This window comes from Sulfuricaulis sp. (assembly GCF_040901545.1).
Classification (GTDB): Bacteria; Pseudomonadota; Gammaproteobacteria; order Acidiferrobacterales; family Sulfurifustaceae; genus Sulfuricaulis.
Genome location: NZ_JBBDYL010000024.1, coordinates 23145 through 49012, shown reverse-complemented (window position 1 = coordinate 49012; position 25868 = coordinate 23145). Strand labels below are relative to the sequence as shown.

At 58.2% G+C, this 25868-nt stretch carries 28 protein-coding genes; 26 read left to right on the top strand and 2 right to left on the bottom strand.

The window, feature by feature from the left end; translation table 11 throughout:
* Nucleotides 1-149: 149 nt before the first annotated feature.
* The 14 genes from WD823_RS03950 (at nucleotide 150) to WD823_RS03885 (ending at nucleotide 12615) form a co-directional block, all read left to right on the top strand.
* A complete protein-coding gene (locus tag WD823_RS03950) occupies nucleotides 150-653 on the top strand; it encodes a Tfp pilus assembly protein FimT/FimU (RefSeq protein WP_368428183.1) in 504 nt (167 codons plus the stop codon).
* Nucleotides 650-1135 carry a prepilin-type N-terminal cleavage/methylation domain-containing protein gene (locus WD823_RS03945; protein WP_368428182.1) on the top strand — a complete coding sequence of 162 codons (486 nt, stop codon included), beginning with the start codon at nucleotides 650-652 and terminating at the stop codon, nucleotides 1133-1135. Before WD823_RS03950 ends, WD823_RS03945 begins: the two co-directional genes overlap by 4 nt.
* 1 nt (nucleotide 1136) lies before the next feature.
* Nucleotides 1137-1724 (top strand): prepilin-type N-terminal cleavage/methylation domain-containing protein, encoded by a 588-nt coding sequence (locus WD823_RS03940; RefSeq protein ID WP_368428181.1) that lies wholly within the window; start codon nucleotides 1137-1139, stop codon nucleotides 1722-1724.
* Nucleotides 1724-3454: a hypothetical protein gene (locus WD823_RS03935; protein ID WP_368428180.1), complete on the top strand. Its 1731-nt coding sequence runs from the start codon at nucleotides 1724-1726 to the stop codon at nucleotides 3452-3454. Before WD823_RS03940 ends, WD823_RS03935 begins: the two co-directional genes overlap by 1 nt.
* Before the next feature lie 17 nt (nucleotides 3455-3471).
* On the top strand, nucleotides 3472-3789 hold the full coding sequence (locus WD823_RS03930; RefSeq protein WP_368428179.1) for a hypothetical protein: 318 nt from the start codon (nucleotides 3472-3474) through the stop codon (nucleotides 3787-3789).
* Entirely contained in the window at nucleotides 3786-5087 is a 1302-nt protein-coding gene (locus WD823_RS03925; RefSeq protein WP_368428178.1) for a hypothetical protein, read from the top strand. The genes WD823_RS03930 and WD823_RS03925 overlap by 4 nt, the downstream gene beginning before the upstream one ends.
* A gap of 138 nt (nucleotides 5088-5225) precedes the next feature.
* Nucleotides 5226-5378, top strand: coding sequence for a hypothetical protein (locus WD823_RS03920; RefSeq protein ID WP_368428177.1), 153 nt, complete (start codon nucleotides 5226-5228; stop codon nucleotides 5376-5378).
* A gap of 423 nt (nucleotides 5379-5801) precedes the next feature.
* Nucleotides 5802-6728, top strand: coding sequence for an agglutinin biogenesis protein MshI (locus WD823_RS03915; protein ID WP_368428176.1), 927 nt, complete (start codon nucleotides 5802-5804; stop codon nucleotides 6726-6728).
* Entirely contained in the window at nucleotides 6725-7342 is a 618-nt protein-coding gene (locus WD823_RS03910) for a hypothetical protein (RefSeq protein ID WP_368428175.1), read from the top strand. The genes WD823_RS03915 and WD823_RS03910 overlap by 4 nt, the downstream gene beginning before the upstream one ends.
* Nucleotides 7343-7344: 2 nt before the next feature.
* Entirely contained in the window at nucleotides 7345-8022 is a 678-nt protein-coding gene (locus WD823_RS03905) for a hypothetical protein (protein ID WP_368428174.1), read from the top strand.
* Nucleotides 8019-8486, top strand: coding sequence for a hypothetical protein (locus WD823_RS03900; RefSeq protein WP_368428173.1), 468 nt, complete (start codon nucleotides 8019-8021; stop codon nucleotides 8484-8486). Before WD823_RS03905 ends, WD823_RS03900 begins: the two co-directional genes overlap by 4 nt.
* Complete coding sequence (mshL, locus tag WD823_RS03895) at nucleotides 8486-10180, top strand: pilus (MSHA type) biogenesis protein MshL (protein ID WP_368428172.1); 1695 nt, start codon at nucleotides 8486-8488, stop codon at nucleotides 10178-10180. The genes WD823_RS03900 and mshL overlap by 1 nt, the downstream gene beginning before the upstream one ends.
* Nucleotides 10181-10208: 28 nt before the next feature.
* Complete coding sequence (locus WD823_RS03890; RefSeq protein WP_368428171.1) at nucleotides 10209-11135, top strand: ExeA family protein; 927 nt, start codon at nucleotides 10209-10211, stop codon at nucleotides 11133-11135.
* A gap of 16 nt (nucleotides 11136-11151) precedes the next feature.
* A complete protein-coding gene (locus tag WD823_RS03885; RefSeq protein WP_368428170.1) occupies nucleotides 11152-12615 on the top strand; it encodes a tetratricopeptide repeat protein in 1464 nt (487 codons plus the stop codon).
* An 86-nt stretch (nucleotides 12616-12701) separates the two neighbouring features.
* On the opposite strand, the gene WD823_RS03880 is transcribed toward WD823_RS03885, so the two are convergent.
* Nucleotides 12702-13397 carry a ComF family protein gene (locus WD823_RS03880; RefSeq protein WP_368428169.1) on the bottom strand — a complete coding sequence of 232 codons (696 nt, stop codon included), beginning with the start codon at nucleotides 13395-13397 and terminating at the stop codon, nucleotides 12702-12704.
* A 135-nt stretch (nucleotides 13398-13532) separates the two neighbouring features.
* Here WD823_RS03880 and bioF point away from each other — a divergent pair, with 135 nt between their 5' ends.
* The 8 genes from bioF to WD823_RS03840 all read left to right on the top strand — a co-directional run bounded on the left by bioF (nucleotide 13533) and on the right by WD823_RS03840 (nucleotide 21934).
* Nucleotides 13533-14684, top strand: a complete 1152-nt coding sequence (gene bioF / locus WD823_RS03875; RefSeq protein WP_368428168.1) for an 8-amino-7-oxononanoate synthase — start codon at nucleotides 13533-13535, stop codon at nucleotides 14682-14684.
* The gene (gene bioH / locus WD823_RS03870; RefSeq protein WP_368428167.1) at nucleotides 14681-15448 is read left to right on the top strand and encodes a pimeloyl-ACP methyl ester esterase BioH; all 768 of its coding nucleotides are present in this window, start codon (nucleotides 14681-14683) and stop codon (nucleotides 15446-15448) included. The genes bioF and bioH overlap by 4 nt, the downstream gene beginning before the upstream one ends.
* Complete coding sequence (gene bioC / locus WD823_RS03865; protein ID WP_368428166.1) at nucleotides 15441-16322, top strand: malonyl-ACP O-methyltransferase BioC; 882 nt, start codon at nucleotides 15441-15443, stop codon at nucleotides 16320-16322. The genes bioH and bioC overlap by 8 nt, the downstream gene beginning before the upstream one ends.
* A complete protein-coding gene (gene bioD, locus WD823_RS03860) occupies nucleotides 16319-16999 on the top strand; it encodes a dethiobiotin synthase (RefSeq protein ID WP_368428165.1) in 681 nt (226 codons plus the stop codon). The genes bioC and bioD overlap by 4 nt, the downstream gene beginning before the upstream one ends.
* Before the next feature lie 472 nt (nucleotides 17000-17471).
* A complete protein-coding gene (gene coxB / locus WD823_RS03855; protein ID WP_368428311.1) occupies nucleotides 17472-18530 on the top strand; it encodes a cytochrome c oxidase subunit II in 1059 nt (352 codons plus the stop codon).
* A gap of 33 nt (nucleotides 18531-18563) precedes the next feature.
* Nucleotides 18564-20123 (top strand): cytochrome c oxidase subunit I, encoded by a 1560-nt coding sequence (gene ctaD / locus WD823_RS03850; protein ID WP_368428164.1) that lies wholly within the window; start codon nucleotides 18564-18566, stop codon nucleotides 20121-20123.
* Between the two features lie 132 nt (nucleotides 20124-20255).
* Complete coding sequence (locus tag WD823_RS03845; protein WP_368428163.1) at nucleotides 20256-20879, top strand: cytochrome c oxidase assembly protein; 624 nt, start codon at nucleotides 20256-20258, stop codon at nucleotides 20877-20879.
* A gap of 173 nt (nucleotides 20880-21052) precedes the next feature.
* Nucleotides 21053-21934 carry a cytochrome c oxidase subunit 3 gene (locus WD823_RS03840; RefSeq protein ID WP_368428162.1) on the top strand — a complete coding sequence of 294 codons (882 nt, stop codon included), beginning with the start codon at nucleotides 21053-21055 and terminating at the stop codon, nucleotides 21932-21934.
* 209 nt (nucleotides 21935-22143) lie between these two features.
* Here the strand turns inward: WD823_RS03840 and WD823_RS03835 are convergent, their stop codons facing one another.
* Nucleotides 22144-22359 carry a twin transmembrane helix small protein gene (locus WD823_RS03835; RefSeq protein WP_368428161.1) on the bottom strand — a complete coding sequence of 72 codons (216 nt, stop codon included), beginning with the start codon at nucleotides 22357-22359 and terminating at the stop codon, nucleotides 22144-22146.
* A gap of 97 nt (nucleotides 22360-22456) precedes the next feature.
* On the opposite strand from WD823_RS03835, the gene WD823_RS03830 reads away from it, so the two are divergent.
* The 4 genes from WD823_RS03830 to cyoE are packed head-to-tail and all read left to right on the top strand — an operon-like array spanning nucleotide 22457 to nucleotide 25802.
* Nucleotides 22457-23200, top strand: coding sequence for an SURF1 family protein (locus WD823_RS03830; protein WP_368428160.1), 744 nt, complete (start codon nucleotides 22457-22459; stop codon nucleotides 23198-23200).
* On the top strand, nucleotides 23197-23808 hold the full coding sequence (locus WD823_RS03825; protein ID WP_368428159.1) for an SCO family protein: 612 nt from the start codon (nucleotides 23197-23199) through the stop codon (nucleotides 23806-23808). The genes WD823_RS03830 and WD823_RS03825 overlap by 4 nt, the downstream gene beginning before the upstream one ends.
* A 1-nt stretch (nucleotide 23809) precedes the next feature.
* On the top strand, nucleotides 23810-24835 hold the full coding sequence (locus tag WD823_RS03820; protein WP_368428158.1) for a heme A synthase: 1026 nt from the start codon (nucleotides 23810-23812) through the stop codon (nucleotides 24833-24835).
* A gap of 19 nt (nucleotides 24836-24854) precedes the next feature.
* A complete protein-coding gene (cyoE, locus tag WD823_RS03815; RefSeq protein ID WP_368428157.1) occupies nucleotides 24855-25802 on the top strand; it encodes a heme o synthase in 948 nt (315 codons plus the stop codon).
* The last annotated feature ends 66 nt before the right edge of the window (nucleotides 25803-25868 follow it).

Here is a 25868-nt window from a genome sequence, read left to right as displayed (position 1 = left end):
CTCTTGAAGCTAACTGTGACCAATCGCATGGTCGCTTTAAAAGCCCGGCGCAACCAATCAAAAGTGGTTGTGATGTAAGCCCGGTGAAACCGCTAAAAGCATGGGGGCGCTGGCTGGGGTCAGCGCCCCATTTTTTTCAGGTGTGACAGATGGCGTGTATTTCTCGCATCCAGTCTACCCGTTACGGCGGCTTCACCTTGATGGAGCTGGTGGTCATCATTGTGCTTGTGGCCATACTCGCGTTCACCGTGGTTCCACGCTATCTCAGCAAGGGTTCCATCGATGTCAGTATCATGGCGGAACAGCTGGCAAACGACATTCGTTTTACCCAGTCGCTCGCCATGACCAGCGGCAATGGCAATCGCATCAATCTCACGGCGGCCGCCTATCAGATCACGACCAGTTCGGGCGGCCCCGTAGTGCATCCGGTTACTGGATCATCGGCGCCTATTTCCATGAACAATGTCTCGCTGAGCGGTTATAACCCGCCATTGACGAACAACTATGTCGCCTTCGACGGGAAGGGCGTCCCGTACACCGACGTGGCGGCGAGCACGGCGCTGGCCGCTGCCGCCTCGATCACGCTGACCGCGGGTGGCAATACGCGCACCGTAATGATCTCTCCACAAACCGGAAGAGTGATAGTTCCATGAGTGTTCTTAAAAAATATAAATCAAGAATTATTGCGTCAGGCCAACGAGGCCTGACGCTGATTGAGGTGATTGCCTTCATCGTTATCGTGGGCGTGCTGGTGTCCGGACTCATGAGCGGATTCAGCGTGGCCATGCGCGGCAGCGGCGTACCCAAACAAGTGACGCTGGCGCTACAGCTGGCGCAGGAACGCATGGAACTGATCCGGGCGCGTAAGGATATCGTGGGTTTCGCCTGTTTCACCGGCACGCGCTTCGATCCTTGCACCGCCGCCGCGCTCGCAGGTTCGTGTCCGGCGATGCCTGCCTCCACCCACCCGGCCTGTAATGCGGCGACAACCTTCGGATTCACGATAACGCCGGTACTGGACGAGACCGGCGTCTGCCTGGGTGGGGACACAAATTATAAATGCATTACGGTCACGGTGACCGACGGCGGCGGCGTGAGACTCTCCGAACTGCAGGCCGCGGTGGCGAATTATTGACATGGCCCGACAACGGATCGATTGGCGTACAACATCTCATCGCGGATCGTTACGGCGTGCATGCGGCCATGGAAACGGTTTCACGTTGATCGAGATGGTGCTGGTGATAATTATCGTGGGAATTATTTTTAGTCTGGGGAGCGTCATGCTCGGGAAGGTCTTCAGTTCCTACAGTGCCAAGCAGGAAATTGCCGAGGCCGACTGGCAGGCCAAGGTGGCGCTGGAGCGTGCCGCGCGCGAATTGCGCGCGGTAAGGACTGCCACAGACGCCGACTTGGACGTTGCCTCAACCGCACAGGTCCGGTTCATCGATACCGACGGCAACGGCGTCTGCTTTTATCGCGATCCCCCGACCAATCGCATCATGCGCAGCGCGCAAGCGCCCAATATCGGTGTACCGGGCGATCCTTGCGGCGGCGGTGACTCGCTGGCCGATCACATCACCGCGCTTTCGTTCAGCTATTGGGCCAGCAACGGCGCGGCGACGGCGGTCACCGCCAGCGTTTATTACATCACGGTGGACATGACCGTGGCCGACGGTGTCTATAACTCCGGTTTCCGCACCAACGTGCGGCCGAGGAATTTCTGATGCGCCTGGCTCGTGGAAATTTCCTGGACCACCGGGTGGCCGCGCCGCAACTCCCGCGACACCAACGTGGTTTTCTGTTGATCATGGCCGTGGTGCTAATCGTCATTGCAGCGCTGGTGCTGAGTGTCATGGTTTTTTTAACCGGGACCGGCAATCAGGCATCCGTACGGCATCTGGATTCAAAACAGGCCTTGTTCATCGCCGATACCGGCCTGGAACGCGGCGTACGCGCTCTGCTGTCACCGGTTCTCAGTGAACGTCTCAATTGCACGGCGGTCACCGGTGATGTGAACCTGACCGATGTCGTTTTCGGTAACGGCCGTTTCACCGTCACCGGCGGCGCAGCGTCCTATCCCGCCGCGCCCACGACGCTGAAGCTCGCGATCAGTGCCACCGACCGCACCATCCCGGTCAACAGCCTCACCGGCTACGCCACGGCCGGGCGCGTCCTGATCGGCGGCGAGACGATCGACTACAGCGAAGTGGAAGCGGTGGACGACGCCGTCTGCGGCGGTGCCGGGCGCGCGCCCTGCCTGGTGGGCGCGGCGCGCGGACGCGACGGTACCGCCGCCGCCGCCCATGCCGCCGGTTCGCCGGTCGGCCAGTATCAGTGCGATCTCGAATCCGAGGGCAATGTGCCCGATCCCGCCAACGCCCGCGGCAATCGCGTGGTGAATCAGGGCGTGCAGCTGCAAGAGGGCTGGGCCGTGGGCGAGAACGGCACCATTCTGCGCTGGGCCGGGGGCCCCGCCGGTAATCCGGCCTGGGCCGCCGCCGCATCGCCGGTCACCGTCGATCTGCAAGGGGTTTTCATGTTGTCCTACGCCGATGGCTGGGCCGTGGGTCTCGACGGCCCCGGTCCGGCCCAGAGTCCGCAGATTCTGTACTGGAATGGGACGGCCTGGGCCACGCGCAACAGCAATCTCAACATCAACGTGGACCTGTTCGGCGTTCATTGCGTCGACAGCGACGACTGCTGGGCCGTGGGGGAGGCCGGCGCCGGGGCGGCGCAACGTCCGCTGATCCTGTACTGGGACGGCACCGCCTGGGCCACGCGCAACAGCAATCTCAACATCAACGAGGACATGAGCGACGTCCACTGCGTCGCCACCGACGACTGCTGGGCCGTGGGCACCGACGGGGCCGGCGCGGCCCAGAGTCCATTCATTCTTCATTGGAACGGCGCCGCCTGGGCGACCAACAACAGCAATCTCAACATCAACGTGGACCTGTTCGGCGTTCATTGCGTCGCCAGCAACGACTGCTGGGCCGTGGGGGAGGCCGGCGCCGGGGCGGCGCAACGTCCGCTGATCCTGTACTGGGACGGCACCGCCTGGGCCACGCGCAACAGCAATCTCAACATCAACGAGGACATGAGCGACGTCCACTGCGTCGCCACCGACGACTGCTGGGCCGTGGGCACCGACGGGGCCGGCGCGGCCCAGAGTCCATTCATTCTTCATTGGAACGGCGCCGCCTGGGCGACCAACAACAGCAATCTCAACATCAACGTGGACCTGTTCGGCGTTCATTGCGTCGCCAGCAACGACTGCTGGGCCGTGGGTGCAGCCGGGGGCGGCGGTCAGCGGCCGTTGATGCTCCATTGGGACGGAAACGCCTGGTCCGTCCAGAACAGCGGGTTGAACATCAATCAGGACCTCACGGCGATCCATATCATCGGGGCGCGCCGGGATACCAAGGCGGCCTGGCGCGAAATTTATCAAAGATGACTCACGCCAACTTTTCCATGATTCACATCAAAGCACAGCGGGGGTTTCTATTGATTACCTCGGTGGTGCTGATCGTGATCGCGGTCCTGCTGCTGACTGTCATGGTGTTTATGGGCGTCACCGGGGACGAATCCAGCGTCGAACATTCCCGGTCCGGGCAGGCGCTGTTCGTTGCCGAATCAGGCCTGGAGCGTGCGTTGCGCGGGTTCACCACGGGGACGGCGTGTGCCTCGCTGAGTTATACCGGGAACATCGGCCCGGGAAGTTTTTCGACGATGGGAACCCTGTTCGCGCCCGCGGCGGTGAACCTGGCCGCGAATATCGCAACACCGTGACCATGATCCCGGTGAACAGCGTTGCCGGTTACGCAGCACATGGGCGTATTACAATCGACGCCGAGGCCATCAACTACACGGGCACCTCGACGAATACCGCCGTCTGTGGCGGCATCGACGCCTGCTTCACGGGCGCCCGGCGCGGGGTCGGCGGCTCGGCCGCCGCATCCCATTCTACGGGTGCAGCGGTTTTCCAGAATCAATGTCTGATCCGCGCCACGGGCACGAGTGGCGATAGCCGGCGTATCGTGGAGCGGGCCACGACATCCAGTGTCGGCGGCGGCAGCGCCATGATCGTTTATGCGAAGAATAACGGCGATGGCGTGCCGTACTACCGCTTGTGGGACCGCGTTGCTGGCGCCTGGGGGACGGAGGCGACAGCCAACAACGTCGGGGCCGATATCCATTGGCTGGTATTGAAATTCGCGCGCACGCGCAACGAGGCGATCCTCGGTAGCATGAATTCCTCCGGGCAGATTCGGGTCCAGGTCTGGAACGGCGATACCCTGACCTGGGGCGCGCCGCAGCTCATCGCGACCGTCACGGCCAACAATGACAATCTGTATCGTGGTTTCGATATCGATTACGAGACTAACAGCGATCGGGCCGTGATTGTGTACAACGACAATACCAACAGCCGGTTCGCCTACCGCACCTGGGACGGCGCCACGCTGTCATCTCAGACCACCGTAAACATTCCGTTGGGCGCCAAGCCGAGATGGATCGAAACCGCGGCCAATCCCCATAGCACCAGCAACGAATTGGCGGTCATCATGCTGGACCGGAACAACGATGTTTATGGTATGCGCTGGACGGGCGCCGTCTGGAGCAACATGGGTAGTGGTGTAGCGTGGGATACCGATGCGGCCGACTCCAATTTCAGGCCTATCGGCACGGTGTGGGAGAGCACAAGTGGCCGCGCCCTGTTCGTCTGGGGGAGTAACACCAACCGCCGGATATATCACCGAGTCTGGACGGGATTGGCGCTGAGCGCGCCGCAATTCCGCGACGTCGCGGCGCTGGGCGGCAGGGTGACGTGGCTGCGGGTGGTCAGGGATCCGTATTCGGAACAGATCGTGTCGGGCGTAATGAATGGAGGGCGGGATCTGAATACCGCGATGTGGTCCGGGCCGCCGGGCGACGGATGGACCGATCATCCCGAGCACGATGCGAATACCGAAGACGGCAACGACCGCAACTTCGACATCGTGTTTGAAACCTCCGCGGTCCGCGCCGGTCAGGCCTGGCTGATGTGGGGTGGACGGGTCGCGGGGCGCTCCACCAAGCGGCGCCTGTAGGACGGAAGCGCCTGGGGAAGCATCACCAGTTTCGGCGACCGTGCGGCGCTGGCGCAACTCGCCGCGCAACCCGTAAGTGGCAATCTCTTTGCCGGTATTTATCGCGATTCAGGCGCGAGCAATCGTTTCATTACCGCCTTGCAATCAATCGGTGGCGGCCCGGCCTGGTCGGGCGAGACCACCGTATGGGGTGGACCCACCGTGGGTAATCCGGTCAAGGAGCGCGTGGTGGTGGCGGCCGACCGTCTGGGGGCGCTGGTGGTATACGACTGGTTCGAGGTATTCCGTTGAGTTTTCGATGTATGTCTCGGCACCGAAACGTCCGTGCCCGTTCCGCTTCCGGTTGGCATCCTTGCTTGCGCTTAACTTCCGGTCGAGCCTGTCAAGACGTTCTCGCTGTCCACGGTGAGCTGCAAATCCGGTTGTTTCGTGCGCAAATGTGACTGATTTCCTCCGGCTGGATCGTTTGTGGACCCGACAAAAAAAGTCGAGTGTCGATTACGGCAAAGATCGCATGTAGGCTGCTTTTTGGCCTGGTTTTAATGAGGGAAACCGCATTGACAACAGGGGGTTGTTGACCGATTCTTAAGTTAAACCTCAGAAAATAAAGGAATAAGGTTGATGGCGGGAGGTCTGGCCAATTTTTTGCACGGCATGTTGATGGAATGAATCGGTATAAGGAGATTTTTTCTGTTTCCGTTCCTGAAAAAGAAAATGCTCCCCGGGCTGACCGGGGTGGGGCTGCAGTCGGAAGGTGCCTGCGTGGTGCGCGTCGAGCGCGCGCCGGGACGCCTGCCGGCGGTGACGCTGTTCGATTTCCGGCCGTGGGGCGATCAGGGTGAGGAGAAAGTCCTCGGCAAGATGGCTTCCGATTACGACCTGGGGCGCTCGCGTTGCACCACCGTTTTGAATCCGAACGAATATACCCTACTGCTGACGGACGCGCCGGATGTTCCGCCCGATGAGTTGCGCTCCGCCATCCGCTGGCGCGTGAAAGACCTGATCGATTTCCACATCAATGACGCCACGCTCGATGTTTTCGACGTTCCGGGCGACAAAGCGGCGGGCCGCTCGCGTTCGATGTATGCCGTCGCGGCGCGCAGCGCCGCCATCCAAAAGCGCGCGGACCTGATGAGCGCCGCCGGAATCAATCTCGATGTGATCGATATCCCCGAAATGGCCCAGCGCAATCTCGCCACCCTGTTATCGGAAGAAGCTAAAGGCGTTGTGCTGTTGTCTCTGTTTCCGAGCAGCGGTTTGATTACCATCAGCAAGCAATCGGAGATTTATCTCAGCCGCAATATCGATATCGGGCTCGATTCGCTGCAGCAGCTCGATGCCGACGTGCAGTTGCTGGACCCCACGAGCCTGTTTGACCGGGTATCGCTCGAGGTGCAGCGGTCGCTGGATTACTACGACAGCCACTTCCATCAATCTCCCGTCAACACGTTGGCGCTAACGCCGATGTCCGTCGAAATACCGGGATTGGTGGATTTTCTCCAAACCAACCTTAATGTCACCGTGCTCACCATGGATTTGATGAATCTTGTGGAATGCCGCACCCCCATTCCGCGTGAACAGCAACCGGTGTGCTTAAGCACGCTCGGCGCGGCGCTGCGACTCGAGGAGCGCGCGCTGTGAGCCAGCAGATCAATCTTTATCAGCCGATATTCCGCAGGGAGGAAAAGAAATTTTCCACCGTGGCCATGCTGCAAGCGGTGGGAATTGTGGCGATCGGTGTCATCGCCATTTACGGTTACTCCTGGTGGCAGAACGGCGAATTGAAAAAAGAGCTAAAACGGGTCGAGCAAAACCAGGCGTCCGCATCCAAGCGCCTCGCCGAGGTCACGGATAAATTCGGCCAGGGAGGCAAGCAGAGCCCGCTCGATATAGAGGTCGCCCGCTTGGAAAGCGAAATTGTTTCCAGGCAGCGGATCCAGGCCGCACTGCAGAGCGGCGTTTTCAGCAACACCCTCGGTTTTTCGGATTATTTTATTTCCTTTGCCCGTCAGCATATCCACGGCATATGGCTGACGGGTGTCGATATCACCGGCGCGGCGGAACAGATGATACTGAGCGGTCGCAGTACATCGCCGGAATTGATTCCACGTTATATGCAAAAACTCTCCGCCGAAAAACCGCTTGCCGGAATTGTGTTCAACGTCTTTCAGATGAATCGCCCGGCGCCGGATGCGAAACAGATGGAACCGCCGTACATTGAATTCCAGGTTAAAACTTCTGCGAACCCGGGATAGCCATGGCGCTCGAAAACCTCCAATCTCAATTCAAAGATCTGACCCACCGGATCGACGCCATGTCGCTGCGCGAACGCGCGCTGATCTTCATCACGCTCCTGGTGGCGCTGTATTTCATTGCGGTGCATGTCATCTTCGGCCCGATTGGCCTGGAGAAAGACCGGATACAAAAACAGATAACCCAGAAGCGTGAGGAAACTCGTTTGATGGAGGTGCAGGTGCAGGGGATTCTATCCGCCGGCGGGCAGGACCCGCAGCTCGCCAAGCAAAAAAAGCTTGCCGCGCTGCAGGAAAATCTGAAACACATGGATGCTTCGCTGCAGAAGGTTACAACAGGCCTGGTTCCGCCCAAGGAAATGGCCAGGCTGGTGGAGCAGATGTTACTCAAGAACCGCGGGCTTCAAGTAATCAAGCTGGAGAGCCTTCCGGCCGCGCCGCTGCTTGAGAAAACCGGGGGAAGCGGCGGTAAAGCCGTGGAAGGGATGGTTTACAAACACGGCATGCGAATTGAATTCAAGGGCGGATACATGGACACCTTGCGTTACCTCAAGTCACTGGAAGGCATGCCGTGGAAAGTCTTTTGGGGGCAGGTGGCATTGAGCGCCGAGAAATACCCGGATTCCAGAGTCAATCTCCTGATCTACACGCTCAGCACGCATCAAGGGTGGATTGGGATATGACACCGTTGCGTGGCTTGAAAATTGCAATCGATTTAGCTGCTACGGTCGCCCGGCGCCGGGGGCATCCGGGAAATTTTCTGCGGGTCTTGCGGCCATTAGTGGCGCTAGTCGGAATATGGGGAATGGTGTCGGTTTCCCAGGCGGACAGTATCCCGGCCGGTCTGGCAGACCCGACGCAGCCGTCTGTTGGCGGCGGGGTGGCCTCCCGGAACGCGGCCCGCAAACCGACCGGCCCGGTGCTCCAATCGACGTTTGTTTCGTCGAGCCTGCGGCGCGCCGTGATCAGCGGACGTTCCTACTTGGAGGGCGACAAGTTCGGCGGCGGGGTGATTACTGACATACAGCCATATGAAGTGGTGGTGAAGCAAGGTGATCGTGAGACGCGTCTGCGTCTGTTTCCGAAAGTGGTGAAGGAAAATTATCTGGTGAAAGTTCCGGCGAATAGCCAAGAAGGCGGACGATAATGAGACGGACAAATTTTCTCGAAAATATTGCCCGGCGCGCGCTGGTGGCGTTACTGGGCATGGTGCTGGTGGGGTGCCAAAGCGTCTCCCCCGGCTGGCGCGATGACGTGCGCGGCAGCGTGGACGATAGTATGTCCCAGGCACGAGCCGGCAAGGACGAACAAAAGGTTCCCGCGGATGTGAGTCGGGCGTTACTGCCGCCGATAGAAATCGCGCTCCCTCAGGGCGGCACCGTATCGCTGGAACCGCGTTTCGACATTACGGTCAACAGTGCCCCGGCGCGCCAGGTTTTCATGGGTCTGGTCGAGGGAACACCTTATAGCATGGTGGTGCACCCAGAGGTAAGCGGAACGATATCGTTGAGCCTCAAGGAAGTGACCGTGCCGGAAGCGCTCAGCGCGATCCGCCAGGTGTTCGGTTACGAGTACCGGCGTGACGGCAATCGTTTTTTCATTCTGGGGAATGAAATGCAGACGCGATTGTTCTCCGTGAATTATCTGAATGTCTCGCGTAAGGGAAGTTCCGACACGCGCGTGGCGGCCAGCGGACTCAGCGCCACCGGGAGCACCGCGGGTACCGCGGGTTCGACCGCCACCACTGCCACCGGAAGCGGCGTCCAGATTCAGACCCAGACCCAGACAGATTTCTGGAAAGACCTAGGCGCGGCGCTGGTTGCGATCATCGGCGCAGACAATGGAAAAAAAGTGATCGTCAACCCGCAGGCCGGAATCGTCGTGGTCCGTGCCATGCCGGATGAACTAAGGTTGGTGGAAGACTATCTGGGGGTGACCCAGACAAGCATGAACCGGCAAGTGATTCTGGAAGCCAAGATTCTGGAAGTCCAGCTCAAGGACGGTTTCCAGAGCGGGATCAACTGGGCGGGAATCGCCTCGTCGGCGAGCCGAACCTATACCATCGGTCAGGTGGGCGGCGGCAAGTCGCTCAGCACCACCGGATTAAGCGAAATTACCGGCAACACCGGTAATCTCAATCCGACCACGGGCACGTTCAGCGCGATCTCCGGAACCAACAGCTCGGCCTTCGGCGGCGTGTTTACGCTCGCAGTCAAGGCGAAGAATTTCGCGGCTTTTTTCGAGCTGCTGAAGACGCAGGGCGATCTGAACGTCCTTTCCAGTCCGCGCGTCTCCACCATGAACAACCAAAAGGCGGTGATCAAGGTCGGTACCGATTCCTTTTTTGTCACGAAGCAGGAAACAACGGCAACTACGGTCGTGGGCGGGCAACCGACGATTTCAACCGAACTCGCGCCATTCTTTTCCGGCATTGCCCTGGACGTAACACCCCAAATCGACGATGCCGGCAACATCAATTTGCACATTCATCCGTCCGTGAGCGAAGTATCGGAAAAGCTTATAACCGTAGCTTCCAATCAGACGATTTCGACGGCACTCAGTTCCGTGCAGGAATCGGATAATATCGTGCGCGCCACCAGCGGCCAGATCATCGTGATCGGAGGACTGATGAAAGAGGCCAGCACCGACGATAATGCCTCTGTCCCGATTCTGGGTGATATACCGCTGATTGGATATCTGTTCAAGCACAAAAAAGTCACGCGCATCAAGCGTGAATTGGTGATACTGCTCAAGCCGACGACGATCACTACCGGGCAGGACTGGAGCGATGCGGTCGACGAATCGCAAGAGCGTATCAAGAAAATCCGCATCGGGTCCTGAATCAGAAAAAGGAAATGGAGTAACAGAAATGTACGGGACACATTTTGGGCTTCGGGAACCGCCGTTCACCATCACACCGGATACGAGCTTTTTCTTCGCCCATTCCTCGCACCAGGAAGCGCTGAACACGCTGCTGATCGCGGCGCGCAGCGGCGAGGGATTCATGAAGGTGGTGGGTGAGGTGGGCACCGGCAAAACGCTGTTGTGTCGCAAATTCCTGAGCGCGCTGGATCATCACGAATTTATCACCGCCTTTCTGCCTAATCCGTATTTACAGCCGACGACGTTGTTGTTCGCCATCGCCGACGAGCTGGGCATCAATTATCCCCAACACGTCAACCAGCATCAGTTGCTCAAACTGCTGAACCGTTTCCTTATCGACACCTATGCCGGAGAAAAGCGCGTGCTGCTGTGCCTGGATGAGGCCCAGGCCATTCCGATTGAAACGCTGGAAAGTCTCCGGCTGTTGAGCAATCTCGAAACCGAACGGCGCAAACTGGTGCAGGTCGTGCTTTTCGGCCAGCCGGAACTGAATGTCCGTCTCGAGAATCCCTCGATCCGCCAGCTCAAACAACGCGTCAGTTTTTCCTGCCAACTTTCGCCGCTCAGCCTGAGCGAGGTTGAATTTTATATCTCGCACCGCCTGGCCGTGGCCGGTTATCGTGGTCCGCGGCTTTTCCCGCACAAGGTTGTCAAACATATTTACAAGGGCAGCAACGGCATCCCGCGCCTGGTTAACATCCTCGCGCACAAATCGTTAATAGCCGCTTTCGGCGAAGGTGCGCGCACCGTCTCCGAAAGGCACATTCGTATGGCAATCGCGGATACCGAATCCACGCAAGGGCTGTTGTCGGTGAAATCGAAAATTCTCAAATATCTAACGGCGTTGGTATCGGGAGTTTCCGTTATTAGCCTGCTTTCTCTTGTGTCCTGGCTATTTCCGGTGTCTCTTTGATTGCGGGTGAGCGAATTTGAGCCTGATCAACAAGATGCTCCAGGACCTGGAGTCGCGCAAGAATCCGGCGGCCGATGCGGCGAATACGAAACCGGTTTTCGAAGATCTCAAACCTGTGCGTGGTTCACACTATCAGGCACCGTCACGTGGCCGGCTGAAACTGCTGCTGGCATTCATTGTCATTGTCGGCGCTGGCGCCTATTCCTGGATGCAATGGGGGGATCAATTACTCGCCGGCCTGTATCCTGGCAAACCCGAAGTTGCGAAGCCGGCTGTCGCCTCCATCAAGCCCTTGCCAAAAACCGCACCCGCTACCCAACCCGTTCCCCAGACACCGGTTGCGACCGCAGCTCCGACAACGAACGTGAATCCCGCGCCTGCGCCGCCGAAGGTTGAGCCACCGGTGGCGAATGAGCAAGTGGCGAAAGTCAACAAAGATGCAACGGTTGAACTAGAAACAAAAGCCACCGTGACATCGACGGCGCCGATCACGGAAAAAAATCCCGTGATAAAGGTAAAGACCCAAGTCGAAGCGGTTTCGGACAGTGGTTACTGGACCGTTTCCAGAGGAGAAACGCTGTACGGTATTTCCAGAAAAACGGGTATCGATCCCGGGGACCTGTCCGCATGGAATCAACTTGGCGCTGATCACATGATACGCCCGGGCCAACGGCTGCGCCTGACGCCGCGAGTGTCAACCGATATGAAACCCGTGGTACAAACCGCGAAAGTTGCTCCCCAAGGCAAAACACCAGAGAACAGGCAAGCGCCCGTTGCTGCTGCAAAAAAAGCGATGCCGCGTACCCGGGATGCGGTGTCGAAAATCGCGCCCGTTACGACGCCGGCCTTCGGCGAGAGAACAATTGCACAAGGCGAGATGGAAAAGAAGCACAAGCCTTTCAGTCCGGACGACAAGGCGGAAATGGAGTATCACCGGGCGGCGAATCTGTTGCAACGGGGACGGGCTGCCGATGCCGAGCGCCAGCTTAGATCGTCACTTGCTATCAGCCCCGAACACACCAAAGCACGCGAATTGCTTGCCGGGCTTCTGCTACAGCGTGGAAGATGGCGCGACGCCCAGCAATTGCTGGAAACAGGAATTGAAAAGGTGCCGGCCTATTTCCCGTTCGCGCAACTGCTTGCGCGGGTACATGCCGAGCACGGCGCCGATCGTAAAGCGCTGGATGTCATGGAAGGCAGCCGTCAGGCGGGCGCGGAAAGCGCCGATTACATGGGATTTCTGGCGGCGTTGCATCAACGCGTCGGACATCATTCCGAAGCGATAAATGCCTACACACAAGCGATCAAATTGAATCCGCAGGAAGGTCGTTCATGGCTCGGCATGGCGATTTCGCTCGAAGCCATTCATGCCGGAAATGCAGCCGGCGAGGCTTATCAGCGCGCCATCGACACCGGAACTCTCGACGATAACCTGCAGAAATACGTCCAACAGCGGCTGGCAGTAATTAAAAATAAGTAGCAAGTGGCAAGTTTCAAGTAGCAAGTAAAAACGGTAATACCTGATTCTTGCCTTGCTACTTGCCACTTGATACTTGCTACTGCTTTTCAGGTTCTTGCCACGACCCACACCCGTACTTCCGCCGCGTCGCTCCGGAGCAGACTCTCCGCCAGCGCATTGACAGTCTGTCCGCTGGTCATCACGTCATCGAGTATGGCAATGCGTTGACCGGAAAACGCCTTGCTTGATTTGAAAGCCCCACGGACATTTTTCCGCCGCTTATCGCGCGGCAGATCGGTTTGGGGGGTGGTGTCCCGGATGCGCTCTGCATCGCTCCAGTTAAGCGGCAGCGCCAAGTGTTTGGACACGGTCCGCGCGATCTCAAGCGACTGGTTATATCCCCGGCTGCGCAAGCGCGACGTATGCAATGGCACGGGCACAATCACATCCGGCGGGGGTTCGTTCAAATTCTGGAGATAGGCCGCCAGGTATTTCCCCAGGATGCGCGATAATTCGAGGCGGCCGTGGTATTTGAGGTTTCGAATCAGCCTGTCGACGGGAAGCGCAAAGCGAAACGGCGCGCGTGCGTACGCGAAAGCAGGGGGATTTTTTTGGCATTCGCCGCACACCGTCTCAAGTGTATCCACGACCGAGTCTTGGGCCGCGCAACGCGGACAGGCCCAGCGCGACCACGGCAGAGAGCGCTCGCATCCTGGACAGAAATCCGCTGCCACCGTCACGCGCGCAGCGCAGAGCAGGCAATTTTGCGGGTCGAGCCACCTATGTATATTTAACAGACTCATGTCAACCTCAGTCGTTAGTGTAAGTTGACTGAATACGGGAACCGACTACACTGCCGTTACTTTGACTTGTCCGGATCCGCGCCTGAATTCCATGCGTGACGGGATTGTACCAGGACACCGGCGGCACATTTTCCCATGAAGACGCTCTCAGAAGAACTGGCGCTTCGCCGCGCAAAACATCTTTATCGCGAGCGCCACGTGCTCGAATCCCCGACGGGCGTCGAGGTTCGTCTCGACGGTGAAACGCTGTTGTCATTTTGCAGCAACGATTATCTGGGACTGGCGAATCATCCGCGCGTCATCGACGCGTTCCGCGCCGGTGCGAATCGCTATGGAGTGGGTGCGGGCGCCTCGCACCTGGTCAGCGGCCACAGCCGCGCGCATCATGCGCTGGAAGAGGAATTGGCGGATTTCATCGGCACCGAGCGGGCGTTGCTGTTCTCCACGGGATACATGGCAAATCTCGGCGTGGTGGGCGCATTGACCGACCGGCAGGAAGTGATTTTCGAGGATCGGCTCAACCACGCGTCGCTGATCGACGCCGCGCGCCTGACCCGCGCCAAAGTAATCCGCTATGCGCATGCCGATACTGAACATCTCAGTAAAATGCTGGCGCAGACGCCGCGTCCCGGGCTGATCACGACCGATGCCGTCTTCAGCATGGACGGCGATATGGCGCCGTTGGCGGCGTTGCATTCCCTGGCCGTGCGGCACAACACGCGCTGGCTGGCCGACGATGCCCACGGTTTTGGCGTACTGGGAAGAAACGGTTACGGGTCCTTCGAGCATCTGGGATTGACGCTCAAGCCGCCGGTCATCTATATGGCGACGTTGGGCAAGGCGCTTGGCGTATTTGGCGCCTTCGTAGCGGGTGAAACGGCGCTGATCGAAACCCTGATCCAGCGCGCACGCACTTATATTTATACCACCGCGCTTCCGCCCGCCGTCGCCGAGGCGGTGCGCGCGAGTCTCCGGATCGTGCGCGAAGAATCGTGGCGGCGTGAGCACCTTCAGGTTTTAGTCGAGCGTTTCCGCATGGGTGTGAAGCAACTGGGATATTCCCTGACGACGTCGGCAACGCCTATTCAACCGCTCATTCTGGGTGAAGCGCAGGCCGCCCTTGACGCCAGCCGGCGCCTACGCGAACAGGGCATTCTCGTGCCCGCCATCCGCCCCCCCACGGTGCCGGAAGGTTCCGCGCGTTTACGCATCACCTTTTCCGCGGCACACGACGCAACGCACGTGGACCGGTTGCTGGCCGCGCTCGAGGAGGCGATATCGACATGACGCTTTATTATGACGTACACGGTCAAGGACCGAATGTGGTGTTGTTGCACGGCTGGGGGTTGCACGGCGGTGTGTGGGGCGAGGTAACGAATGCACTCTCCGGGCATAGCCGCGTTATGGTTCCTGATTTACCCGGGCACGGGCGTTCGCGCGAATTTGTACCGCATGCCTACACATTGGAGGTTTTCGCCGAGGAAGTTAAACGCATACTGCCCGGCCCGGCCGTCTGGGTGGGTTGGTCACTGGGGGCGCTGGTGACGCTCTCCGCCGCGCTGCACTTTCCGGATTCTGTCACGAAAATAGTGCTGGTCGGCGCGACGCCGAAATTCGCGCGTACCGCCGACTGGCCGTATGCGACGAGATCCGAGGTACTGAATCAGTTCGCGCATGATCTGGAACATGACTACATTCCGACGCTGACCCGATTCCTGAGCCTGCAGGTTTCCACGGAAGACGATCGGTCAGTGATACGCCGGTTGCGTGCCGAGCTGTTCCGCTACAGCGAGCCGCCTGCCGCGGCACTGCGCGCCGGGCTCAGGCTGCTCATGGAAGTAGATCACCGTTCGGCAATATCGGCTATCGATGTGCCGACACTTATTATTCACGGCGAGCGCGATCAACTGGTTCCGGTGGGTGCGGCCCGCTTTGTGGCGACACAAGTGAAACAAGCGCGGCTGGAAATTATTCCACGGGCCGGGCATGCCCCATTTTTAACCCATCAATCGCTGTTCGTGGATAAGCTGAAAGATTTTATTCATGGCTGAAAGTCTTTTGCTCGACAAGCGCCGACTGCGAGCCTCGTTCGAGAACGCGGCGGCTACCTATGATGCGGCCGCCGTATTGCAGCGCGAAATCGCCGACCGCCTGCTGGCCCGGCTGGATGTGGTTCGACTTAGTCCAAAAGACATACTTGATGTCGGGTGCGGCACGGGATATGACATGCATCACTTGTCGAAACGTTATCCCCGGGCGCGGATTATCGGAATTGATATCGCCGAAGCCATGGCCCGCCGCGCGCACCGTAATCGGAGTCGGTGGACGCGTCTGTTCGGCCGGGAGTCCTTTTGCTGCGGAGACGCTGAAAACATGCCTCTCGCCAGCGCCACCGTGGATTTGGTTGTGTCGAACCTGACGTTACAGTGGTGTAATCCGTTGACCGTGTTTACCGAGGCCAGACGCATCCTGCGCCCCGGCGGGCTTTTGATGTTCACGACTTTCGGCCCGGATACGCTGCGTGAACTGCGGGAGGCCTGGCGCGCGGTGGACGATGGTACGCATGTGCACGGTTTTATCGATATGCATGATCTCGGAGACATGCTGGTCCATGCCGGGTTTTCCGATCCGGTCATGGATATGGAACGCTTCACTCTCACTTATGGCGATGTCACCGCGGTCATGTCCGACCTCAAGCAACTGGGCGCGCATAATGTCGCGATGACTCGTGCCCGTGGACTGACCGGCAAGGGACGATTTGCCCGCTTTCGGGCCGCATACGAAGCGCAATCCCGGGACGGGAAAATCCCTGCTACCTATGAAGCCGTATATGGCCATGCGTGGGTGCCGGAGGCCAAACAGGAATTCTCCCGGGAAGGCATGGCCGTGATTCCCGTGAATCGGATCGGACGTCGATCGACGTGAGTGGCGGCTGGTTCATCACCGGGACGGATACCGGAGTGGGCAAGACCCGGATTGCGTGCATGATTCTGGCAGCGTTAGCGCAGCGGGGCATGCGCGCTGTTGGCATGAAGCCCGTGGCGAGCGGGTGTACTGCCACCCACACCGGCTTGGGCAGTGGGGATGCGGAATTATTGCTGGCATCCAGCAGTGTGTCGGCCGATTATGGGGACATCAATCCTTATGCCTTCGCGCCGCCGTGCGCGCCGGCGATTGCGGCGCGTGAAGCGAACGTGGAAATCCGGCTGGACAAGATTCTGCTGCACTTCCGGCGGCTGCAGCAAGCAGCCCAATGGGTGATTGTCGAAGGTATCGGCGGTTGGACGGTGCCTCTCGGTGATCGCCTTTCCATGCCGGATGTGGCGCGCGAGATCGGGTTGCCCGTCATACTCGTTGTCGGTATGCGCCTGGGATGTATCAATCATGCGATGTTAACGGCGTCAGCCGTACGGCACGCGGGCATACGCTTGTCGGGGTGGATTGCAAATCAAATCGATCCGGCCATGACACGGGTGGATGAATCGATAATTGATTTGGCGCGCAGCTTGGAACTTCCGCTGATCGCCCGCTTTCCGTATCAGCCGCCAAAAGGCCCTTGCCAACGACTTCCTGAATTCCCGCTGCATCGGCTCCTGCCCTAGTCCCGATATCCCCACCAAAGCACTCGGGTTTGATGTATTTTCCAGCGCGCTTTAGCGCCATAATTTCTCCGGCAATTTGTCTTTTTACCCCTGGAAATACGGTTGCAGATGTTAGGGCCTTTATGATAGTTTGCGCGCGCCAAATAAGCTTGATATAGATCAAAAATCTGTATCTCGCGGGAGCGCCCGGTAATTTCTGGCGGGGGTCGTCAAGTGAGGATGGTTCGCGCGCTACGCCAGATCAAGACATGGGTGAACCCCCTCATTTCTCTGCCCGACCCGCTCATATTCCCTCCGGGAACGGCGGTACAGATTGCGGGATAGGCTGCCTGCACCGTTGGTACGGTTTCGATTTTTCGCATACAGTTTTTATACGTTACGGGAGACAGTTATGCCCTTATTTTATGTCAGACAAGCCCGAGGAAACATTTCCCGCCTGATCCTGGGTTTGTGTCTGTGGATCGCGGCACCGATGGCGTTTGCCGAATATGGGTTGAATTTTCCGAAGCCGGTTACTTCCGTCGCCCAGCGGATTCTCGAACTTCACAATATGATCATCATCATTTGTGTTGTCATTTTCGTTATTGTTTTCGGTTTCATGTTTTATTCCATCTTCGCGCACCGCAAGAGCCGCGGTTTCAAGGCCGCCAAATTTCACGAAAGCACCACTATTGAAGTTGTATGGACCGTCATCCCTTTCCTGATTTTGGTTGGTATGGCTATTCCCTCCACGGCGACGCTGATCGAGATGAGCGACACCAGCAAATCCGACTTGACGGTTAAAATCACCGGTTATCAGTGGAAGTGGAAATATGATTACCCGGATCAGGATGTAGGTTTTTTCAGCACGCTTGCCACACCCCGAGAACAAATCGAAAATAAGGCTGAAAAGGGAAAGAATTATCTGCTTGAAGTCGATAACCCGATGGTGCTGCCGGTGGGCAAGAAAGTCCGCTTTATCGTCACCGCCAATGATGTGATCCACGCCTGGTGGGTCCCGCAGTTGGGCATCAAGAAGGACGCCATCCCCGGGTTTATCAATGAAATGTGGGCGCGCATCGACGAACCCGGAATTTATCGCGGCCAATGTGCCGAACTCTGCGGCAAGGATCACGGTTTTATGCCCATCGTGGTGCAGGCTGTGAGCCCCGAGGACTTTACGAAATGGGTGGCCATGCAAAAGGACAAGACGGCCGCAGACTCAGCCGGCGCGGCAAAGACTTGGGGCAAGGATGAACTGATGGAGAAGGGCAAGAAAATTTTTGCCTCGGCCTGCGCCGCCTGTCACGGCGCGAATGGGGAAGGCATGGGACCGTTCCCGAAACTGGCCGGCAGTAAAATCGTTACCGGTCCGGTCGCCGGTCATCTGGATATCGTTATGAAAGGTAAGGCGGGAACGGCCATGCAGGCCTTTGCCGCCCAACTGAGCGAAGTGGACCTGGCCGCGGTGGTGACCTTCGAGCGTAATAGCTTCGGCAATAAGACCGGCGACGTGGTTCAACCGTCCCAGGTCAAGGCACTGCGCAAGTAACAACTGGATTCCGAAAGGAGATATTTAACTATAATGGCTACCGCAAACAACGCAGATCATCCCTACGGCTTTACCCGGTGGTTGTACACCACCAACCACAAGGATATTGGCACGCTCTATCTGGTGTTCGCCTTCACCATGGCGATTATCGGCGGGATTATGTCGCTTGTGATCCGCGCCGAACTCTGGCAGCCGGGCTTGCAACTGGTGGACCCGCACTTTTTCAATCAAATGGCGACAGTCCATGCGCTGATCATGATCTTCGGTTTCGTGATGCCGGGTTTCGTGGGCCTGGCCAATTGGCAGATACCGATGATGATCGGCGCACCCGATATGGCGCTTCCGCGCATGAATAACTGGAGTTTCTGGATCCTGCCGTTTGCCGCGACGCTGTTAATCATGTCGTTGTTCATGCCTGGCGGCGGTCCAGCGGCGGGCTGGACACTGTATCCGCCATTGTCGGTACAGGGCGGGATCGGCACCGATTTCACCTTGCTTTCCATCCACCTGCTCGGCATGTCCTCGATTCTCGGCTCAATCAATATCATCGCCACCATCCTCAATATGCGCGCCCCCGGCATGACTTTGATGAAGATGCCGCTGTTTGCCTGGACCTGGTTAATTACTGCATTTTTATTGATCGCCGTTATGCCGGTGCTGGCCGGCACGGTCACGATGCTGATCACCGACCGTCATTTCGGCACGCACTTCTTCGACGCCGCGGGCGGCGGCGACCCGGTGCTGTGGCAACATGTGTTCTGGTTCTTCGGACATCCGGAGGTGTACATCCTGGTGCTGCCGGCGTTCGGCGTGTTCTCCCAGGTCATCCCGACGTTCGCGCGCAAGCCGCTGTTCGGCTACGACTCCATGGTCTACGCGACGGCCTCGATCGCCTTCCTGTCGTTTATCGTCTGGGCGCATCACATGTATACCGTGGGCATGCCGCTGGCAGGCGAGCTGTTCTTCATGTACTCCACCATGTTGATCGCCGTGCCGACCGGCGTGAAGGTATTCAACTGGATATCGACCATGTGGCGGGGTTCGATGACTTTCGAAAGCCCGATGCTGTGGGCGGTTGGCGGTGTGTTCACATTCACCATCGGCGGCCTCTCCGGTCTGATGCTTGCCATTACACCCGCGGATTTCCAGTACCATGATACTTATTTTGTCGTCGCGCACTTCCACTATGTTATTTTCGGTGCCTCCATCTTCGGTATATTCGCCGGGGTATATTATTGGATCCCGAAGTGGACCGGTCATATGTACAACGAGGGACTGGCCAAATGGCATTTCTGGCTGACCATGATCGGTTTCACGATCACGTTCTTTCCGCAACATTTTCTTGGACTCGCGGGCATGCCCCGACGTATCCCGGATTACGCGCTCCAATTTACCGAGTTCAACCAGTGGTCCACCGTGGGCGCATTCATGACCGTCGCCGCCCAGATGATTTTCTTTTACGTGATAACACAGGCCATCCGGGGCGGCGCCCGGGCAACCAACAAGGTTTGGGAAGGCGCGGAGGGTCTCGAGTGGACCTTGCCCTCGCCGCCGCCGTATCACAGTTTCACGGTGGTTCCGAAAGTTAAATAAAATTTTCCGGCAAACGATGACTGACATCACGCAAAAAACCCGGCAGCAGAGCGGCATCCAGCGCACGGTCATGGTTTTGGCTTTGCTGGTGACGCTGATGTTTGTATCCGCTGCATTCCTGGGATTCGGGGCGTGACAGCGCGTCCCAATGTCCATAAAGCGAATCGCCGACTGGCGATCAAGCTCGTTGTCGTGACGGTGGCGATGTTCGGATTCGGTTACGGACTGTCTCCGATGTACGACCTGATGTGCACGGCCTTCGGGCTGAACGGCAAGACCGGGCGCGTCACGGAGCAGGCGGCCGAGCAACCCGTCGACGCGAATCGTACGGTGACGGTGGAGTTCACCGGGCTCGCCACCAGCGGGTTGCCGTGGGAGTTCAGGCCGCTGACGAAAAAGATCGAGGTGCATCCCGGAAAAATCATGGAGGTGAAATATCTGGTCCATAACCTGGCGCAGGAGGAAATCACCGGCCAGGCCGTTCCGAGCGTGGCGCCCGGCGTGTCGGCCATCCATTTCAAGAAGATCGAGTGTTTTTGTTTCACCCAGCAAACCCTGAAGCCGGGCGAGACACGCGAAATGCCGGTACGATTTGTGGTGGATGCCGGCCTGGACAAGGACGTGCACACCATCACCCTGTCATATTCGTTTTTTAACGCTAACAAGGCATCTGCGAAGAAATACGGCGGCGAAACGATGGCCCATGGCGAGGAACACGCCCCGCACGCGCACCCGGCAACGGTGTCCGGCGGTTAGGAAAATGAACTCCACTCTATTTTCCGCAACCCTCACCCTCATTCCCTCTCCCGCTATCGCGGGAGAGGGTGCCCTCACCCCGACCCCTCTCCCGCTCGCGGGAGAGGGGAGGTTTGTAAGATCGGAGCCGAAGCGCGCTACGCGCGCACCCATTTCACTTTGAGGATATAAGCATGTCCGCTGCCCACTCTGGAAACAATTACTATCTGCCCAACCCGAGCGCCTGGCCGGTGATTACCTCGGCCGGCCTGTTCTTCCTGGCGCTGGGTTTCGTGCTGGTGATGAACGACATCAAGGCCGGATCCTGGAGCATGCTGCTGGGTGCCGCGATCATCATCTACATGATGATCCGCTGGTTCGGTCAGGTGATCGCAGAGTCCGAAGGCGGAATCTATAACGCCCAGGTGGACCGGTCGTTTCGCTGGGGGATGGCGTGGTTCATATTTTCCGAGGTCATGTTTTTTGCCGCCTTCTTTGGCGCGTTGTTTTATGTGCGACAGTTCTCGGTGGAATGGATCGGCGCCACCGAGCTGCTCTGGCCCGGATATGACGCCGGTTGGCCGACCGCGGGACCCAAGGGACCGGTACCGGTGGTGCCCGACACCATACCGGGCGTGAACCAGTTTTCACCCATGGGCGCGTGGGGCATCCCCGCCATTAACACGCTGATCCTGTTGTCCTCAGGTGCTACCGTCACTTGGGCACACTGGGGATTGCTCAAGGACAATCGCGCACAACTCATTACCGGCTTGTTCCTGACGATCGCGCTGGGTATCACGTTCCTGGGGTTACAAGCTTACGAATACATTCATGCCTACACGGCGCTGGGGCTGACGCTCAAGACCGGCGTTTACGGCGCAACCTTCTTCATGCTCACCGGATTCCACGGCTTTCACGTCACGATGGGTACGATCATGTTGATTGTCATACTGGGCCGATGCATGGCGGGACATTTCCGCTCGGATCACCATTTCGGATTTGAGGCCGTTGCCTGGTACTGGCACTTCGTGGACGTGGTCTGGTTGTTCCTGTTTATCCTGGTGTATTGGCTCTGATCCGTTCCGGAAAAATCACACTCGGCGGGAATCGCGCGTGCAAGCCAGGCGCGGGGATACCGGCCCTTGGCTTTCAGAATTGCACCAATTTCGGACTGGCGGGCGAGAGAATTAAATCGTGAACGGATGACCGGAAAGACTGCGACTATTTTTTGCTGCAGCGGAAAGCGGTTATCTCGTGCCGGTGGAGTGTAAGAACCGCCGGTTTTTTATTTCATTGCGGAAAGACCCTCCGGTGGAATCACACCGAAATAGAATCCAGCCATTAGCAGTAAAAATAATGCCAATGAGAGTCCGATACGCCAGGTAAGCGCCGTGGCGGTGCGTTTGCCCCGTCCTTTGTCTTTAAACAAGAAAATCAAAGCGGAAAACAGGCTTCCAAAGATCAGGACCAGCATCAGAATCACGACAATCTTAATGATCATGGAAGGAACCGACGAATGGATGTGGGTGCATTATACTGAATAAATGCCGATCAGACGCGTTCTATCTTCAAGTGTCGTCCGGAAGAGGTGAAAGAAAATGCAGGGACGTTTCCGGCCAACCCTGTTCCCGTCCGTGCTCGTCGCCGTCATGGTGCCGGCTTTGCTGTATCTCGGGTACTGGCAGTTGCAACGAGCGGATGAAAAACGCGTTTTGCAGGCCGAATACGACACGCGGGCGACCGGCGCCGTGGTCAAGGTTGAACCGCGATTGCAAAGGGCCGAGCAATTACAGTTTTATCGGGTTATCGCGCAGGGGCATTACGAAACGGAGTATCAGGTATTGATTGACAACCGGATACACCACGGACGCGCGGGTTATCACGTCATCACGCCGCTGAAGCTGCAAGGCGGCGATGTTCGTTTGCTCGTCAATCGCGGGTGGTTTCCGCTTGGGGAAGATCGTCAGCATCCGCCGGTGGTTGACACCCCGGAAGGACTGCAAGAGGTCACGGGCGTGGCGACGGTGCCTTCGGAGAATGTTTTCATGCTTGCCAAGCCGGAACCACTCAACCGGGGATGGCAACTCGTCTGGCAGCATATGGATATGGAACGTTATGCGGCCACGGCGCCGTTTCCGATACAACCGGTGGTGGTGTTGCTCGATCCCGAAAGCCAGGCCTCCGGCTTTGCCCGGGAGTGGAACCGGCTCGACGCCGGCATCGCCGTGCACCAGGGGTACGCCTTCCAATGGTTCATGTTGGCCGGGGCGACGCTCGTTATTTATTTTTTCATGAGCCTGCGCCGCGCGCGGCCATCCGATCAGGAGAACCTAAAATCATGACTACGCCGGTCAATCCAGCGCCGGGCCGCCGCCGGTTATTGTTGCTTGCCGCGCTGTTGTTGCTGCCCGTTCTTGTCGCCTACGGTTTGTATTACAGCGGCTGGCGTCCGTCTGCAACCGCCAATCACGGAGAATTGTTACAGCCGGCGCGCCCGGTGCAGGATGTCGCACTGACTTTACTCGGTGGCGAGTCCAGCCGATTCAGCCACTGGCACGGCAAATGGACCTTGCTCACGTTCAGCACGGCGGAGTGCCTTAAGCCCTGTGAACGTAATCTCAACAACATCCGCCAAATCATCGCCGCTCAGGGGAAAGAGGCGCACCGGGTCCGCGGGGTGTTGGTGGTTACCGACGGGAAAGACCTCGACTGGCTGCGCTATGCCATCAAGGATTATCCCGGCATGCAGGTAATCATCGGTCCGCCGGCAGCCGTGAATTTGCTGGCACGGCAGTTTGTCCTGCCCGCCGGCAGTCCGCTGGAGAATCTGAACCGGGTTTATCTGGTGGATCCATCCGGCAATTTCATGATGAGTTATCCTGCCGATGCCGACCCGACAGGGATGAACAAGGACATCAAACGTCTGTTACGGGTTTCGCAAATAGGCTGAGATGCTGAACGGCCGCAAGTCCTCGAAGTTTTTTCGCCTGGCGCTGGCGGCCGCTCTGGTATCCTGTCTGGGGGTAGTCTTCAGTGCCTACACGCGCCTGTCGGAAGCCGGTCTGGGTTGTCCCGATTGGCCGGGATGCTATGGCGAGGTGTTCACGCCTCAAACGGCCAGTGACCTCGAAATATCCAGGCATCGCGCCGGTGCCAAGGCGCCGGAGGATCGCGCCTGGAAGGAATTGATCCACCGGTATTTATCCGGTGTGCTCGGGCTGCTGCTGTTGCGCCTGGCGTGGCTGGGTTGGCAGCTCAAAAGACGCAAGCGCAATCAGCAGGTAATAATACCGCTCGTAACCATGCTGATGACGTTTGCGCTGGCCATTGCCGGCGCGCTTACTTTCAGTCTGCAATTCAAGCCGCTGGTCATGATGACCCAGTTGCTGGGAGGCATGATTATTTTCGGGGCATTGTGGTGGATTACCCTGCGCGAACAGAAAATCTGGAAATCAGTCAGCGCGGGTTCGACCGTCGCCCGTTCGCTCCGTCCCCGCGCGCTGTTTGCGCTCATCCTGGTTTCCATCCAGATCGCCCTAGGTGGATGGTCAATGGTGAATTACGCCGGGTTGGCCTGCCCGGATTTTCCCACCTGCCAGGGAATGTGGTGGCCACCGATGGATTTTCTCAATGCCTTCACCCTGTGGCGCGACATTGGTATCGAGTATGAAGGCAAGCTGCTGGATTTGGCATCGGCGACCGCAATTCACGTAGCCCACCGTGCAGGGGCATTGATCACCATGCTGTATGTCGGATGGCTCGCGTTACATGTTGTGCGCGTGGGGCGGCAGGACAAGCTGCACATGTTCGGAGTGCTGGTGCTGCTGCTGTTAACCGAACAAATGCTCCTCGGAATCACGCAGGTAGCCGCGCATCTCCCTCTGGTTCTCGCCGTGGCGCACAATGCCGTGGCGGCACTACTACTGTTGAGTATTATTACCCTGTATCATATGGTCCGACCAAACCGAACAACATAATTCTTCCGTTCGATCATCCATGAAGTCAGACGATCCCGTCATCGCGACATCAACTGCATTACGCCGCCAACTTCCCTTGCTGGCGCGTGAATACTTCGAGTTGACCAAACCGCGCGTGGTGTCGCTGATCGTATTCACCGCCGTGGTCGGCATGTTCCTGTCCACGCCGTCCGGCCTGCCGGCCGTGCCCCTGCTGCTCGGAACGCTCGGTATCGCGCTGGCCGCTGGCTCCGCCGCGGCCATCAACCAGATCCTCGATCTGCGCTACGATTCGGGCATGACGCGCACCAGCTTCCGTCCGCTGCCCACCGGATCGCTCACCACGCGCGAAGCGCTGATTTTCGCCCTGATGCTGGGTGTGGCCTCGATGGTGATTCTGACGTTATGGATCAACACGCTTACCGCGGTGCTGACTTTCATATCGCTCATCGGCTACTCGATCGTTTATACGGTGTATCTGAAGCATGCCACGCCGCAGAATATCGTCATCGGTGGGGCGGCCGGCGCCGCGCCGCCCGTGCTTGGCTGGACGGCGATCACGGGCGAGGTCGCCGCCGATGCGCTGCTGTTGTTCCTGATCATTTTCCTCTGGACGCCGCCGCATTTCTGGGCGCTGGCCCTGTACCGCGAGAAGGAATACGCCAAGGTCGGCATTCCCATGCTCCCCGTCACCCATGGGCGGCGGTACACGCAACTTCAAATCCTGCTGTATACAATTCTGCTCGTGGCGGTGACGGTCATGCCGTTTGCCACCCATATGAGCGGCTGGCTGTACCTGGGCGGTGCGATGATTCTCAATGCCGGTTTCCTGTATTACGCCGTGTGCCTGTACCGGAACTACAGCGATGAATTGGCGCGCCGAACCTTCCGCTATTCGATCAATTACCTGGCGCTGCTGTTTGCGTTGCTCCTGATTGACCACTATCGCGTCTATATCCACGAGGCGCTTCAGTCCGCGTTGTATTAAAAAATCGAATGGACAGGATTCACAGGATTGAAAACAGGATTAACAGGGCGAAGCGGAGTAGTGGGG

Bases quoted from the DNA above. Each gene is read 5' to 3' on its own strand.
- WD823_RS03950 (WP_368428183.1), top strand. From the start codon at position 150: ATGGCGTGTATTTCTCGCATCCAGTCTACCCGTTACGGCGGCTTCACC.
- WD823_RS03945 (WP_368428182.1), top strand. From the start codon at position 650: ATGAGTGTTCTTAAAAAATATAAATCAAGAATTATTGCGTCAGGCCAA.
- WD823_RS03940 (WP_368428181.1), top strand. From the start codon at position 1,137: ATGGCCCGACAACGGATCGATTGGCGTACAACATCTCATCGCGGATCG.
- WD823_RS03935 (WP_368428180.1), top strand. From the start codon at position 1,724: ATGCGCCTGGCTCGTGGAAATTTCCTGGACCACCGGGTGGCCGCGCCG.
- WD823_RS03930 (WP_368428179.1), top strand. From the start codon at position 3,472: ATGATTCACATCAAAGCACAGCGGGGGTTTCTATTGATTACCTCGGTG.
- WD823_RS03915 (WP_368428176.1), top strand. From the start codon at position 5,802: ATGCTCCCCGGGCTGACCGGGGTGGGGCTGCAGTCGGAAGGTGCCTGC.
- WD823_RS03905 (WP_368428174.1), top strand. From the start codon at position 7,345: ATGGCGCTCGAAAACCTCCAATCTCAATTCAAAGATCTGACCCACCGG.
- WD823_RS03900 (WP_368428173.1), top strand. From the start codon at position 8,019: ATGACACCGTTGCGTGGCTTGAAAATTGCAATCGATTTAGCTGCTACG.
- mshL (WP_368428172.1), top strand. From the start codon at position 8,486: ATGAGACGGACAAATTTTCTCGAAAATATTGCCCGGCGCGCGCTGGTG.
- WD823_RS03890 (WP_368428171.1), top strand. From the start codon at position 10,209: ATGTACGGGACACATTTTGGGCTTCGGGAACCGCCGTTCACCATCACA.
- WD823_RS03880 (WP_368428169.1), bottom strand. From the start codon at position 13,397: ATGAGTCTGTTAAATATACATAGGTGGCTCGACCCGCAAAATTGCCTG.
- bioF (WP_368428168.1), top strand. From the start codon at position 13,533: ATGAAGACGCTCTCAGAAGAACTGGCGCTTCGCCGCGCAAAACATCTT.
- bioH (WP_368428167.1), top strand. From the start codon at position 14,681: ATGACGCTTTATTATGACGTACACGGTCAAGGACCGAATGTGGTGTTG.
- bioC (WP_368428166.1), top strand. From the start codon at position 15,441: ATGGCTGAAAGTCTTTTGCTCGACAAGCGCCGACTGCGAGCCTCGTTC.
- coxB (WP_368428311.1), top strand. From the start codon at position 17,472: ATGGCGTTTGCCGAATATGGGTTGAATTTTCCGAAGCCGGTTACTTCC.
- ctaD (WP_368428164.1), top strand. From the start codon at position 18,564: ATGGCTACCGCAAACAACGCAGATCATCCCTACGGCTTTACCCGGTGG.
- WD823_RS03840 (WP_368428162.1), top strand. From the start codon at position 21,053: ATGTCCGCTGCCCACTCTGGAAACAATTACTATCTGCCCAACCCGAGC.
- WD823_RS03835 (WP_368428161.1), bottom strand. From the start codon at position 22,359: ATGATCATTAAGATTGTCGTGATTCTGATGCTGGTCCTGATCTTTGGA.
- WD823_RS03830 (WP_368428160.1), top strand. From the start codon at position 22,457: ATGCAGGGACGTTTCCGGCCAACCCTGTTCCCGTCCGTGCTCGTCGCC.
- WD823_RS03825 (WP_368428159.1), top strand. From the start codon at position 23,197: ATGACTACGCCGGTCAATCCAGCGCCGGGCCGCCGCCGGTTATTGTTG.
- WD823_RS03820 (WP_368428158.1), top strand. From the start codon at position 23,810: ATGCTGAACGGCCGCAAGTCCTCGAAGTTTTTTCGCCTGGCGCTGGCG.
- cyoE (WP_368428157.1), top strand. From the start codon at position 24,855: ATGAAGTCAGACGATCCCGTCATCGCGACATCAACTGCATTACGCCGC.